Annotated in this window: 12 protein-coding genes and 1 other annotated feature; of the genes, 1 reads left to right on the forward strand and 11 read right to left on the reverse strand. The window is 43.1% G+C overall.

Going from position 1 to position 12,484, the window contains the following annotated elements; genetic code table 11:
• Positions 1–10: 10 nt before the first annotated feature.
• The 9 genes from HMPREF9421_RS07880 to HMPREF9421_RS07920 all read right to left on the reverse strand — a co-directional run bounded on the left by HMPREF9421_RS07880 (position 11) and on the right by HMPREF9421_RS07920 (position 7,106).
• The gene (locus HMPREF9421_RS07880; protein WP_006596489.1) at positions 11–901 is read right to left on the reverse strand and encodes an RluA family pseudouridine synthase; all 891 of its coding nucleotides are present in this window, start codon (positions 899–901) and stop codon (positions 11–13) included.
• On the reverse strand, positions 891–1,352 hold the full coding sequence (gene lspA / locus HMPREF9421_RS07885; RefSeq protein WP_006596490.1) for a signal peptidase II: 462 nt from the start codon (positions 1,350–1,352) through the stop codon (positions 891–893). Before lspA ends, HMPREF9421_RS07880 begins: the two co-directional genes overlap by 11 nt.
• Before the next feature lie 3 nt (positions 1,353–1,355).
• Positions 1,356–2,258 carry a LysR family transcriptional regulator gene (locus HMPREF9421_RS07890; RefSeq protein WP_006596491.1) on the reverse strand — a complete coding sequence of 301 codons (903 nt, stop codon included), beginning with the start codon at positions 2,256–2,258 and terminating at the stop codon, positions 1,356–1,358.
• Between the two features lie 124 nt (positions 2,259–2,382).
• Positions 2,383–2,676: a 50S ribosomal protein L27 gene (gene rpmA, locus HMPREF9421_RS07895; RefSeq protein ID WP_003002805.1), complete on the reverse strand. Its 294-nt coding sequence runs from the start codon at positions 2,674–2,676 to the stop codon at positions 2,383–2,385.
• Between the two features lie 17 nt (positions 2,677–2,693).
• Entirely contained in the window at positions 2,694–3,038 is a 345-nt protein-coding gene (locus HMPREF9421_RS07900; RefSeq protein ID WP_006596492.1) for a ribosomal-processing cysteine protease Prp, read from the reverse strand.
• Between the two features lie 15 nt (positions 3,039–3,053).
• Positions 3,054–3,368, reverse strand: coding sequence for a 50S ribosomal protein L21 (rplU, locus tag HMPREF9421_RS07905; RefSeq protein WP_003007734.1), 315 nt, complete (start codon positions 3,366–3,368; stop codon positions 3,054–3,056).
• Between the two features lie 33 nt (positions 3,369–3,401).
• Positions 3,402–3,488: a sequence feature (ribosomal protein L21 leader region), on the reverse strand.
• A 200-nt stretch (positions 3,489–3,688) separates the two neighbouring features.
• Entirely contained in the window at positions 3,689–5,599 is a 1,911-nt protein-coding gene (locus HMPREF9421_RS07910) for a fructose-bisphosphatase class III (protein ID WP_006596493.1), read from the reverse strand.
• A 53-nt stretch (positions 5,600–5,652) separates the two neighbouring features.
• A complete protein-coding gene (locus HMPREF9421_RS07915; protein WP_006596494.1) occupies positions 5,653–6,465 on the reverse strand; it encodes a pyruvate, water dikinase regulatory protein in 813 nt (270 codons plus the stop codon).
• A 2-nt stretch (positions 6,466–6,467) separates the two neighbouring features.
• Positions 6,468–7,106 (reverse strand): CBS domain-containing protein, encoded by a 639-nt coding sequence (locus HMPREF9421_RS07920; RefSeq protein ID WP_006596495.1) that lies wholly within the window; start codon positions 7,104–7,106, stop codon positions 6,468–6,470.
• Positions 7,107–7,346: 240 nt separating this feature from the next.
• On the opposite strand from HMPREF9421_RS07920, the gene ppdK reads away from it, so the two are divergent.
• Positions 7,347–9,968 carry a pyruvate, phosphate dikinase gene (gene ppdK, locus HMPREF9421_RS07925; RefSeq protein ID WP_006596496.1) on the forward strand — a complete coding sequence of 874 codons (2,622 nt, stop codon included), beginning with the start codon at positions 7,347–7,349 and terminating at the stop codon, positions 9,966–9,968.
• 128 nt (positions 9,969–10,096) lie between these two features.
• On the opposite strand, the gene thiI is transcribed toward ppdK, so the two are convergent.
• Complete coding sequence (thiI, locus tag HMPREF9421_RS07930) at positions 10,097–11,317, reverse strand: tRNA uracil 4-sulfurtransferase ThiI (RefSeq protein ID WP_006596497.1); 1,221 nt, start codon at positions 11,315–11,317, stop codon at positions 10,097–10,099.
• A gap of 21 nt (positions 11,318–11,338) precedes the next feature.
• Complete coding sequence (locus tag HMPREF9421_RS07935; protein WP_006596498.1) at positions 11,339–12,481, reverse strand: cysteine desulfurase family protein; 1,143 nt, start codon at positions 12,479–12,481, stop codon at positions 11,339–11,341.
• Positions 12,482–12,484: the final 3 nt, after the last annotated feature.

Below are 12,484 nucleotides of genomic sequence, written 5' to 3' on the forward strand. Positions count from 1 at the left end.
GATTGAATGCTTATCCTTGACGAAGCTGCTCCAAGGTTTTTTGGAAAACCTCCGGAACCTCCACTGAAAACTCCATGACCTCTCCCGTCCGAGGATGGGTAAAGCCCAGTGTTTTAGCATGGAGGAATTGCCCATGGCCTTTCAAGGTCCTGCGAGGTCCATAGACTTCATCACCAGCGACCGGATGGCCAATATAGGCCATGTGAACCCGGATCTGGTGGGTTCGCCCAGTCTCCAATTGCAGCTCGACCAAACTATAATCCCCGAAACGTTCCAAGACATGGAAACGGGTCAGGGCTGGTTTCCCTTTGGCTGTCACAGCCTGCTTCTTGCGGTCCTTGTCACTCCGCCCAATCGGCGCCTCGATGACACCCCGATCGTTGGGTAGATTGCCATGAACAATGGCCCAATACTTACGCAAGGACTTCTTAGCCTTGAGCTCATCTGCCAAGGCTACATGGGCTGCATCATTCTTAGCCACCATGAGAAGGCCAGAGGTGTCCTTGTCGATTCGATGGACGATCCCCGGACGAAGCTCCCCATTGATCCCTGACAAGTCCTTGATGTGATACATAAGGGCATTGACCAGCGTCCCACTGGTATGGCCGGCACTAGGATGGACCACCATGCCCTGGGGTTTATTGACCACTACGACATCCGCATCTTGATAGACAATCTCTAAGGGGATATCTTCTGCCTCGTAGGTCACTTCTTCCATTTGAGGGACTTCATAGCTGATGACATCCCCTTCTTTTACGGTATATTTGGCCTTTTTGACTTGACCGTTGACGAGGATTTTTCCTTCCTTGATCTGCTCATTGGCCAAGCCACGTGAGAGTTCAGTCAACTCTGAGACAGCCTTATCCAGTCGCGCTCCAGCGACTTCTACTCTAACTTCCATGGCTCTCCTCTCTTAAAATATAGATCAATAACAAGCCCACACCGACGGTTAAATAAATATCTGCTACATTAAAAATGGCAAAATTCATAAAATCCAAGTGAAACATATCGACGACAAAGCCCTGACGAACCCGGTCAATAAAGTTGCCAATTCCCCCTGAGATAATCAGGGTCAACCCCAACAAGAGCCAGAGTGAACCCTTGATGTGACGATAAAGGTAGACAAAGGCTGCTCCCATCGCAGTCAGGGTAATAATGGTAAAGAACCACTGTTGGTTTTCTAACATGGAGAAGGCTGCGCCAGAATTCTTTAGGTAGGTCAGACTGACTACTTTGGGAATGAAGCGACGCATACCCCCTAGCGGGATCTCCTTAACAACATACCCCTTCACCGCTTGATCCATAAGGATTAAGAGGAGGATACTGATAAAAATACTTACTTTTCTCTTCATTGCCTACCTCTTCTCATCAAAGTAGGCTTCCATGACTTGGACAAACTTCTCAGCTACAGGTGAGAGATCCACCTCTTCCCGCTTGACATAGACCATTTTATTATTCAGATCATCGATCAAGGGGATAACGGTAATACCGTTCACCGACTGGCTATCCAAGAAGCCAGACCCAGTCGCATAGGCATCGGTCCGCTCTAAGATCCCATTCAAGGTCGCTCGGTCTGTCACATTGAAGAGTTGGGAACTGCTACTAGTATCGACGAAGTTCTCCGAATAGTAGAGATACTCATCCTTTTCCTGGGTAAAGCGAACGGTCGGTAGGTGTGCCAAGTCCTCCATCACTAAGAATTCTTTCTTGGCTAATGGATGACCCTTGCGCAAATAAATATGGGTCTGGAAAGGAATGAGATCAACGACTTCCAAGCCCAGTTTATCCACTCGTTGCATGATTCCCTTGGTATTTTGCTTATTGAGGTAGATAATCCCTAATTCACTATGCCCTTGAGCCACTTCATCCAAGATTTGAACTGTCGTCGACTCAAATATCCGGAAGTCTTTATTCTCCGGATAAAGGACAGAGAATTGGGTAATCAATGGAGGAAGGAAATCATAGTGCTGGCTCGAGATCGAGAATTCCTTCTTTTCTTCCTCAGGATTAGCATACTGGTTTTGAAAAACATCAAAGCCCTTGACCAATTCTTGGGCCTTTTCATAAAATTCCATCCCGCGGCGGGTCAAGAAAGTCCCTGAACTAGTCCGACGGAAAATTTTAAAACCAAGTTCCTTCTCCAAGTCTCTCACAGAGATGGACAGACTCGGTTGACTAACGTACATTTTTTCAGCTGCTTCACGAAAAGTACCACTATTAGCAATCGCGACAACATAGCGTAATTGTTGAATATTCATGTCTTCTTCCTTCTAACAATATCACTCCATTATACCATAATCTAGAGGATGAAAAAAGATGGGGGCATCAATCGAAAGAGCACAAAAAAACTCTCTGACCAATCAGAGAGTTTTTGAATACAAATTATTTTGCGATTGGGTAAACAGAAACTTGTTTCTTATCGCGACCTTTGCGTTCGAAGCGTACTACGCCTTCAACTTTAGCGAACAAAGTATCGTCTCCACCACGTCCAACGTTCACACCTGGGTAGATGTGAGTACCGCGTTGACGGTAAAGGATAGATCCACCTGTTACAGTTTGTCCATCAGCTGCTTTAGCTCCAAGACGTTTTGCTTGTGAATCACGTCCGTTTGATGTAGAACCTCCACCTTTTTTGTGGGCGAAAAGTTGCAAGTTAGCAAGATTCAATTTCAACATAATTGTTTTCCTCCATGTTAGTTTTCTGTGATAACTCTTGTTTGGACGAACTCCGATGAGTTCTCCGATAAGTTTGCCATCCCTAAGAAAAATGATTCAAAGAATAGTTGGGTCATTTCTCTTTGATGAGGTGGAATGTCTGTCGGGATTGTCACCCGCATGAAGCCACCCTCTTCTTCGTTTAATTCTAGTTCCGGTTCATAGCCTGCAAATTTCTCAACTGAGTTGACAAAGTTAATGGCAAGCGTAGAAACCGATGCACACACGACATCTAAGCCGTATTCGCCACTTTCGGCGTGACCAGTAATTTCTGCACTCCTCAGCTCGCCATCTTCGGCTCGTTCAAAGACTGCTTGTATCATGTGTTCTCCTAAAAATTAAGCGTTGATTGCGTTGATGACAACTTTAGTGTAAGGTTGACGGTGACCTTGTTTACGGTGGCTACCTTTTTTAGGTTTGTACTTGTAAGTAACAACTTTCTTTTGTTTTCCTTGTTTTTCAACAGTTCCAACAACAGTAGCTCCTGAAACAAGTGGAGTTCCGACAACAGTGTTTTCACCACCAACAAGAACAACTTCGTTAAATGTAACTTCTTGACCAGCTTCAACGTTCAATTTTTCAACGTAGACTGCTTGACCAACTTCAACTTTAACTTGTTTTCCGCCAGTTTTAATGATTGCGTATGTGCTCATTATGCACCTCCTATGTATTTTTGGGTTTCCCCGTATTTTGTGAAGACTCGCCTAGCATCGTGGGACGAACCACTTAAGCTCAAAGGATGAGCGACGATGATCGAGCGGTTGCACAGGCATGTGCATAGTCAACTCTCTAAGTATATCACTTCTATCAGACAAAGACAAGTATTTTTGTCCCTTGAAAACGGATTTTCTTTTAAAAATTCTTTTAAGTGTTTAAAAAAATTAAATGGCTACTTAAGGCTCTTGGCTATCTTTATAAAAAAGCTATTTAGGATTCTTTTCTGTTCTTTTGTTTGTTCCTTTGGTGAATGATGTCAACCATCATAAAATTCATGGAGCAATTGGATCAGTAACTGCTGTTGTTCTAGTAAGTTCTGACCAATGGTGGTTGATTGGATGAGGGTCCGATTCTCCAGGTCTTCAATCACCTTCTTCAAGGAAGTTTGCTCAAATGGAGAATCTACAACCTTTTGAATATCTTGGAAGGGCTGATGGGTCACCAGTTGAAAACCATAGGAATTATTAAGGAGTGAATAGCCTGCTGTACCTGTCTTCTTTTGATAAGCTTCGCAAAGCCCCCCATCAATGACAAAGAGCAGTCCTTCCCCTCGAATGGGAGATTCCCCTTTTCCTGTTTTAACCGGTGTATGTCCATTCACAATACGAGATAGATTGGTTTCAAGACCAAACTCCTCTAAAATAAATTGGCAAATCTTTTTTGAATTGCGGTAGCTAAAATACTCATTTTCTACTTCTTTATGCGTTTCTGGCTCCTCAATAAAATACCGTTCAAAGGTCGTCATCTTATTCTTCCCAAAGAGGGGAGAAAATGGCCCTCTCCAGCAATACCACACTAAATCCGTTGAAAGGTCATCCCCAACTTCTTTGTTTTTTGCTGCAAGTCGAATATGATATTCGAAAAAGTCTAGTAATTCTTTCCCAGCATACTGGGCTTGATGAAGAACTAGAGGTTGAAAGTCCCCAGAAGGTTTCAAGGGAATACAGCCATGAAAAAGAAGGTGGTGGTTGTAAACCTTATACATGGAACCTTTTTTCATTAACAGTTCCATATGTTTAGCCATTTTGGGAGATCCTTGGAAGGAAGCCAGCATGCTATCCACTATTTGATCTTCCTCTACACTTAATTCAGAAGGATTTGCCCGATCTATGGTTTGGAAGCAGGTATTTTGCAAGGAATAGCTCTTCCCGTCAATAGTAATTGTATTCTTCCAATAATCAATGTTATCCAGCAGGATTTGATTGTCCATCTGAAATTCTGGGCGTCTCTTCATCAATTGAGTTTCTATCTTAAATTGGAGAATGGCTAGCGCTTGATGGACCTTTTCCAGCTGTAATATTTCTTCGGCTGTAAATTCCTCCGCTCTTGTCCCCAGGATGGGTCTAAACTTAGGATTGGCTTTATAGGTTTTATCCGCAAATAAGGTTAAGGATCGAATGTTTAAGCCATAAGCTTTTTCAATATCCCACAAGTAACCATAACGTGCTGCAATGCGCAATACATTCAATAAACAGGCCTTGGATCCAAAGAAAGCTCCCATCCAAATGATATCGTGATTGCCCCATTGAATATCTAAAGAATGAAACTGAAGGAGCTCATCCATTACCTGAGCACTAGCAGCCCCCCTATCAAAAATATCTCCTACCACATGCAGGTGATCAATCAATAAGCGACGGATACTGCTGGCAATTCCCAAGATAAAAGGATCCGCTTCTCTTAGTTCAATAACATAACTTAAGATAGTATGGAAATAAGAATGTTTATCAGCTAGCGTAAGATCACTATAGATCAGTTCTTCTATGATATAGGCATATTCCTGGGGCAAGGCCTTTCTAAGTTTGGAACGACTATATTTAGCTGCCACAAAACTCAATAGAGTTAAGAGCTGAGAAATCGTTGATTTATACCACTCTTTCTCCTTATTCACTTGTTCCAAAACCCGTTCTGGATAAGATACTAGAGCTGACAGCGTATTCTTTTCCTCTTGTGTCAAGGAAGCTACAAAACAGTCATTGATTTTCTCATTTAAAATTCCAGCACAACTCCTCAAAATATAATCAAAAGCTGCAAATTCTCCATGAATATCACTAATGTAGAGCTCTGTCCCTTTTGGTAGGTTTAAAATAGCCTCAAGATTAGTCAATTCAGTAATGACTTTTTGACGAGAATCAAATTTCTCTAGTAAAATACGCTTATATTGCTCCATATCAACCCTCCAAGAATTCTCTATTTACAACCCCATCTACGCTGATTCAAAAATCAGTTCATCTTCTTTACTTGCTCCTCAATTAGGAAAGCTGTCTCTTCAATCGATTTATCCGTCATATTGATGACTTGAGCACCAAATTGTTTAAAGACCTTCTTGGAATAATCCAATTCTTGATAGATTTTTTCTAAATCCGTATAACTTGTTTCTTGCGTTAATCCTAAAGAATCTAAGCGATGGCTTCGAACTTTCATTAATTTTTCAGGTTCACAGATCAGCCCAATCAAGCGATGAGAATCAACCTTATCTAGGACCTGAGGTAAAGGAACTTCTGGGATCAAAGGTAGATTTGCAACCTTGTAGCCCTTATTGGCCAGGTAAATACTCAGGGGAGTTTTTGAGGTACGGGAAACACCAAGCAGGACCAAATCGGCTTCTAAAAACCCCTGGGGTGCCTTACCGTCATCATATTTCACAGCAAATTCAATGGCTGATATTTTCTTAAAATAATCACTGTCCAAGCGGTGCAAGGTTCCTGGAACTTCTATTGGTCTGGTACCAGTCTTTTCTTCGATAATTTCAAAAAATGGATGCATGAGATCCAAATAAGCCAAACCATTTTTTTGGCTAAATTCTCTAGCTACTGATGCTAACTGACTATTGACCAAAGTGCTGATGACAAGTGCATTATCCTTCAAGGCATCATATAAGATATCCAAGAGTTCCTCTTCTTGATTGATAAAAGGAAAACGATAACTATTATTAAAAATGATATCTGGATATTGTGCGGTAACTGCTGACAATAATTTTTGGGAAGTCCCACCCAAAGAATCTGAAATACTATATACAATGATCTCTTTTTTCATATTTATTCCTCTTCACTCTTCAGTTCAGCATTTCTTGCTTGTAGGATAATGTAATCGAGCAAGGCTGATTTGGTCACCGTTCCCACAATTTTTCGGTCATTCTCCTCATCGACTACCGGTAAGGAATCGATGGCATGATCTTGCAGTAGGGCAGCCGCTTCTAAGATGTTCATATCTTTAGTACAGGTAATGATATGTGGCATTCGAGTCATACAAACTGCTACAGGGGTCGTCTGGATACTCGAATTAAGAGATGCCCTCAATAAATCTTTACGGGACATAATTCCCAGTAAGAGCTTGCCTTCATCGATAACATAGAGGACATCAGCATCATACATAAATAGGGTGATAATAGCATCCTGAATATAGGAATCATGGGTGACTAAAACTGGAGAGGTCATAATCTCTACCACTTCTTTTTGAAAAGTATCAAAAAAGAAAAGCGTTTCGAGATCTAATCCAGAGTAGGTATAACCAATTTTTGGTGTAGCTTTCAAAATGCCAACCAAGGTCAGAAAGGACAAATCCGGGCGAAGGGTCGCTCTTGAAATATCCAATAACTCAGAAATCTTCTCTCCGCTTAAGGGCTGATGCAATTTTACAATTTCAACTATTTTCTTTTGACGTTCACTTAATTTCAAAATTTCCTAGCCTTTCTATTTCTATCTCTACGATGGTTATATAAGACATACCCAATGAAATATTGGTAGTATATCCAACCTCCACTTTTAAATAATCATCATTTTTACTGAATATTATAGCAGAATGATCTAAATAGTCAACAAAAAAAGATGCATGTTTTATTTGACAAATATATGTGATGTATATTACAATGATTTTGTCTTAATTGTGACACATATTTAGTTTTTTTGGAGGCTTATATGACAAAATGGATTTATTCCTTCGAAGAAGGAAGCGCAAATGACAAAGATCTCCTAGGTGGAAAAGGGGCCAATCTGGCAGAGATGAGCAATTTGGGCTTACCTGTCCCTCCTGGCTTCACCATCACGACTCAAAGTTGTATCAAATATCTCGATAACCCTGATTTCTTTGATTCCACTTTAAAAGAGGAGGTTTTGAAAGCGCTTGCTCTATTGGAGATAAAGACGGATAAATATTTTAGTGGAGAGGATCCTCACTTGCTCTTAGTCTCTGTGCGTAGCGGGGCCAAGTTTTCCATGCCAGGAATGATGGACACCATCCTCAATCTTGGTCTCAATGATCAACGGACTCAATTACTGGCCAAAGAAACCAATCTTGATTTCGCCTACAACTGCTATCGCCGTCTACTCCAGATGTTTGCTGATGTGGTCTATGGTATTGATAAGGGACTTTTTGATGACCAACTAGCAGCATTTGAACAAAAACAGAATAAAAAGGTACATGATTTTGACCTGGCCCAGCAACAAGAATTGATCCAACACTATAAAGCTCTCTACTCTACGCACAAGAAGCAATTTCCTGAGAACCCGAATGAGCAACTTTATGCTGCCATCCAAGCAGTCTTTAAATCCTGGAATAACAAGCGGGCTAGAATTTACCGGGAGCTTCATCAGATCCCTCATGATTTAGGTACAGCTGTCAATGTCCAGGCCATGGTCTTTGGAAATAGTGACCAAGCCAGTGGGACAGGGGTTTGCTTCACTAGAAACCCTGCAACTGGGGAGGAGGAACTTTTTGGTGAATTTTTGCTAAATGCTCAAGGGGAAGATGTCGTCGCTGGCATCCGTACGCCCGAGCCGATTGCAACCTTAAAAGAGATCCAACCCGAAACCTATCAAGCTTTCAGAGACTATGCCAAGATCCTTGAAAACCATTATAAGGATATGCAGGATATTGAATTTACCATTGAGAAAGGCAAGCTCTACATCCTCCAAACCAGAAATGGAAAACGAACAGCCAAAGCTTCTTTAAAGATTGCTCTAGATATGGTAGACCAAGGTCTGATTAGTAAGGAAGAAGCTCTCCTCAGGGTTGCTCCTGCTTCCATCAGTCAACTAATCCATCCTGTCTTTGAGGAAGTGGCCTTAGAGAAAGCACCATTCTTAGCTCAAGGCCTACCAGCCAGCCCAGGTGCAGCTACTGGCCAAATCGTCTTTACTGCCGACCGAGCTAAAGAAATCTATCAAGAAGGGAAAAAAGTCATCCTTGTTCGACAAGAAACTTCTCCTGAAGATATTGAAGGGATGATTGTCAGCCAAGCCATTGTCACCAGCCAAGGGGGAATGACTTCTCACGCTGCTGTTGTAGCGCGTGGCATGGGAACTTGCTGTGTCGCTGGTTGCGGAGAATTGACCATCAGTGAAGAAAATAAAAGCCTTTCCTGTGGCAGTTTAGTCCTAAGGGAGGGAGATCTGATTTCCGTCGACGGCTATTCTGGCCGCATTTATCGCGGCGAACTTCCAACTGTCCTAGTAGAAAATAACCAAGACCTCCAGCGCTTGCTTGCTTGGGCAGATGAAGTCGCCATCCTTCAAGTCCGCGCCAATGCAGAAACCGTCAAAGATTTGACAACCGCTATGAATTTTGGGGCCAAAGGAGTCGGACTGGCCCGTACGGAACACATGTTCTTTGGACAAGAACGGATTCTCGAAATGCGTCGCCTCATCTTAGCGGATACCGAAGAGGAAACAAAAGAAGCCCTCAATAAGCTTCTAGAATTCCAAGAAGAAGATTTCTACCAAATGTTCCAAACCGTCCAAGATAAACCAATGATTGTCCGCCTGCTCGATCCACCCATGCATGAATTCCTACCGAAGGATTCCCAAGAAATTGCATTATTAGCAAGCAAACTAAAAAAATCTCCTGAAAAACTTGCCGAGCGCATTGAAAGTCTACAGGAAAGTAATCCGATGTTGGGACACCGGGGTTGCCGTCTCGGTATAACCAAACCTGAAATCTACAAGATGCAGACAGAAGCTATATTTAGAAGTGCCATCAAATTGCATCAAGAAGGACAAAAGATCAAGCCAGAAATAATGGTTCCTTTAATTGCTGATCAAAAAGAATTAGAATGTATCAAAGAGTATCTCATTCAGCATATTGAACATCTTTTCGAGCAGCATGGTCAAAAACCATTCCCTTATGAAATTGGTACCATGATTGAACTGCCCCGCGCCTGCCTAACCGCAGATAAACTGGCTCAAGAGGCTGATTTCTTCAGCTTTGGCACAAATGACTTAACTCAGATGACCTATGGCTTCTCTCGGGATGATATTGGAAAATTCATTGGCCAGTACAAGGATAAGGATATTCTTTCTTTCGACCCTTTCCAAAAAATTGATAAGGATGGCGTCGGTGAATTAATGAGAATTGCTATCAGCAAGGCTCGTCAGGTAAAACCAAACCTCGCTATCGGGATCTGTGGAGAAGTTGGCGGAGATCCTTCTTCAATTTCCTTCTTCCAAGACATTCAAGTAACCTACGTTTCCTGCTCTCCTTACCGGGTTCCTGCTGCTAGACTAGCTGTCGCTCAAGCAGCACTCCAAGAAGGACGAAATTAAGTCCACCATGTATTAGAAAAGCACCCTTGCAGCTAGAGCAGAGCATCTAGCTTCAAGGGTGCTATTATTCTTTATCAAACTCATGCCAGTAGTCAGGACTCTTAGTGAGAACCGATTACCGTCATCTTTTATAACAAATCCTCAATCAGTTCATCGACTTCATCCGCTTCAGCTTGAGGGGTGATCTCCGTCACAATAATACCTGCCACGGCACGCTCGACCAAAGCTTCCACATCCATACGTTGCTCATACTGCTCCGCATTTTTGAGTTTTGGGTTGGTCTTTGGACGATCCGGCGCAAAGATGGTACAGCAATCTTCGAAAGGTTGGATGGAGATTTCAAAGGTATCGATGGCTTGGGCGATATCGATAATCTCCAACTTATCCATGGTCACTACTGGACGGATGACAGGTGTATTGGTCACTGCATTGATGGCCTGCATACTCTCTAGCGTTTGGCTAGCTACCTGACCGAGGCTTTCCCCATTAATGATGACCAAGCCACCACGGATTTGACGGATGCGATCAGTGATCCGCATCATAAAGCGGCGGGTCAAGGTCATGAGATAAGCTTCCGGCGCCTTAGCCTTGATCTCCTCTTGGATCTCTGTAAAAGGCACTTCGATAAATTGGATATTGCCGCCAAACTTGGTTAACTTACGAGTTAAATCGTGGGCTTTTTTAAGAGCTCCTGGGCTAGTATAAGGTGGGCTAGCAAAGTGAACCGCTTCGATATCCACCCCCCGCTTCAAAGCTAGGTAACCAGCTACTGGAGAGTCAATCCCTCCAGATAGCATGAGCATGCCTTTTCCAGAAGTTCCAACCGGTAAACCACCTGCTCCCTTAATGGTTTCGTATGAGATATAGGCTGCTTCTTCCCGGATCTCTACTTGGAGGTTGATATCCGGTTTTTTCATTTGGGCTTGGATACTTGGGATCGCTTCAAAGACAGCTCCACCCAAGGTTTGATTGAGTTCGCGGCTATCGAGTTCAAAAGAGTGGTCACTCCGTCTGCTGGAAATCTTGAAGGTCATCCCTTCCTGGTAGATTTCCTGCATGATTTCTTGAACGGCTGAAATCAAGGCTGGGACAGATTTTTCAATCTTGTAGACTGGTGAAAAGTTTTGAATCCCAAAGACCTGTTTAAGAGATTCAGCCACTGGTTCGTAATCCGTTCCATTTAGATAAGCATGAGCCCGGTCCCGATCGGCTGTCACTTTGACAGCTGGGTAAATGGACAAAACATCTGAGATATTATTGCGCAATTTATTGATGAAGCGCATCCGGTTCTTTCCTTTAGTAGAAAGCTCCCCGTAGCGGATCATAATTTCTGAATAAGTTAATGGCATAGTTACTTCCTTTTCTTTTCCTTAACGCACCTTTCTCGTCTTTTCATAGATTAGTTTGAACTTGGTCAAAAATTGCTCGACTTGACTCATATCATTTTCGAGATCTAGACTGAGACGGACAGCTGTTTGCGCCAGAGCCTTGTCTACTCCCATGGCAATCAAGGTTCCAGCAGGTTTACCAGCCTTGGAAGAGCAGGCAGAGGTTGTCGAAATATAAATCTCATACTCTTCAAATGCATGGACGATGACTTCTCCTCGCACTCCCTTAATACCGAAAGTTAAGATATGAGGCGCAAAGCCCTCATCTCCAGAGAAGACAGTCACATCTGGGTAGTGGGCTAATTCCTCACGAATGACTTCTTTTAACTGATGGCACTTGTGCTCAAAGTCCTCTTGACGCTCCATCGCCAAGCGCAAGGCCTTGGCAGTCGCAGCAATTCCAGCTAAGTTCTCAGTCGTCGAACGAAGGTCCTTTTCTTGTCCGCCACCTGTTAAGAGGGGACTGATCTTTTTGCCTTCTTTGAGATAGAGGAAACCAACCCCACGAAGTCCATGGAACTTGTGACTGGAGAAGGTCGCTAGATCCACCCGTTCTGGCAGATATAGAGCGGTTGAAACCTTAGCCAGCGCCTGAACCCCATCGACATGGAAAGTGATGGTCGGACGATCCGCCAATAGGTCTGCAATAGCTTGAATCGGCTGGATAGAACCCACTTCATTATTGACAGCCATGATCGAAACGAGTGTTGTATCCGGACGCAAGAGTTTTTCCAGCTCTTCTACTTGGACAAAGCCATGCGCATCGACTGGAGCAATATCCACCTCAAACCCCTGACCTTGTAGCCAAAGGGCTGATTCCTTCACAGCCGGATGCTCAATAGCTGAGACAATAATATGCTTTCCATAAGGAGCTTTTTCAAGAGCAACTCCTTTGATAGCCCAGTTGTCCCCTTCAGTCCCACCTGAAGTGAAATAGATTTCTTCTGCTTTCTTTCCTAGGAGGGAAGCAATCTGCTTGCGGGATGCCTCCAAGATCCGGGTCGCTTGACTTCCCAGGTTGTGCAAGCTAGATGGATTGCCCCAAATTTTGCTTGCGACTTCCGTGTAGGTAGCCAAGGCCTCGGGATAAGGTTTGGTTGTTGCTGAATTATCAAAGTAAATCATCTT

The sequence above is a fragment of the Streptococcus australis ATCC 700641 genome (assembly GCF_000186465.1).
GTDB lineage: Bacteria > Bacillota > Bacilli > Lactobacillales > Streptococcaceae > Streptococcus > Streptococcus australis.

Bases quoted from the DNA above. Each gene is read 5' to 3' on its own strand.
- HMPREF9421_RS07900 (WP_006596492.1), bottom strand. From the start codon at position 3,038: ATGATACAAGCAGTCTTTGAACGAGCCGAAGATGGCGAGCTGAGGAGT.
- thiI (WP_006596497.1), bottom strand. From the start codon at position 11,317: ATGCCATTAACTTATTCAGAAATTATGATCCGCTACGGGGAGCTTTCT.
- rpmA (WP_003002805.1), bottom strand. From the start codon at position 2,676: ATGTTGAAATTGAATCTTGCTAACTTGCAACTTTTCGCCCACAAAAAA.
- HMPREF9421_RS07910 (WP_006596493.1), bottom strand. From the start codon at position 5,599: ATGGAGCAATATAAGCGTATTTTACTAGAGAAATTTGATTCTCGTCAA.
- rplU (WP_003007734.1), bottom strand. From the start codon at position 3,368: ATGAGCACATACGCAATCATTAAAACTGGCGGAAAACAAGTTAAAGTT.
- HMPREF9421_RS07935 (WP_006596498.1), bottom strand. From the start codon at position 12,481: ATGATTTACTTTGATAATTCAGCAACAACCAAACCTTATCCCGAGGCC.
- HMPREF9421_RS07890 (WP_006596491.1), bottom strand. From the start codon at position 2,258: ATGAATATTCAACAATTACGCTATGTTGTCGCGATTGCTAATAGTGGT.
- ppdK (WP_006596496.1), top strand. From the start codon at position 7,347: ATGACAAAATGGATTTATTCCTTCGAAGAAGGAAGCGCAAATGACAAA.
- HMPREF9421_RS07880 (WP_006596489.1), bottom strand. From the start codon at position 901: ATGGAAGTTAGAGTAGAAGTCGCTGGAGCGCGACTGGATAAGGCTGTC.
- HMPREF9421_RS07915 (WP_006596494.1), bottom strand. From the start codon at position 6,465: ATGAAAAAAGAGATCATTGTATATAGTATTTCAGATTCTTTGGGTGGG.
- lspA (WP_006596490.1), bottom strand. From the start codon at position 1,352: ATGAAGAGAAAAGTAAGTATTTTTATCAGTATCCTCCTCTTAATCCTT.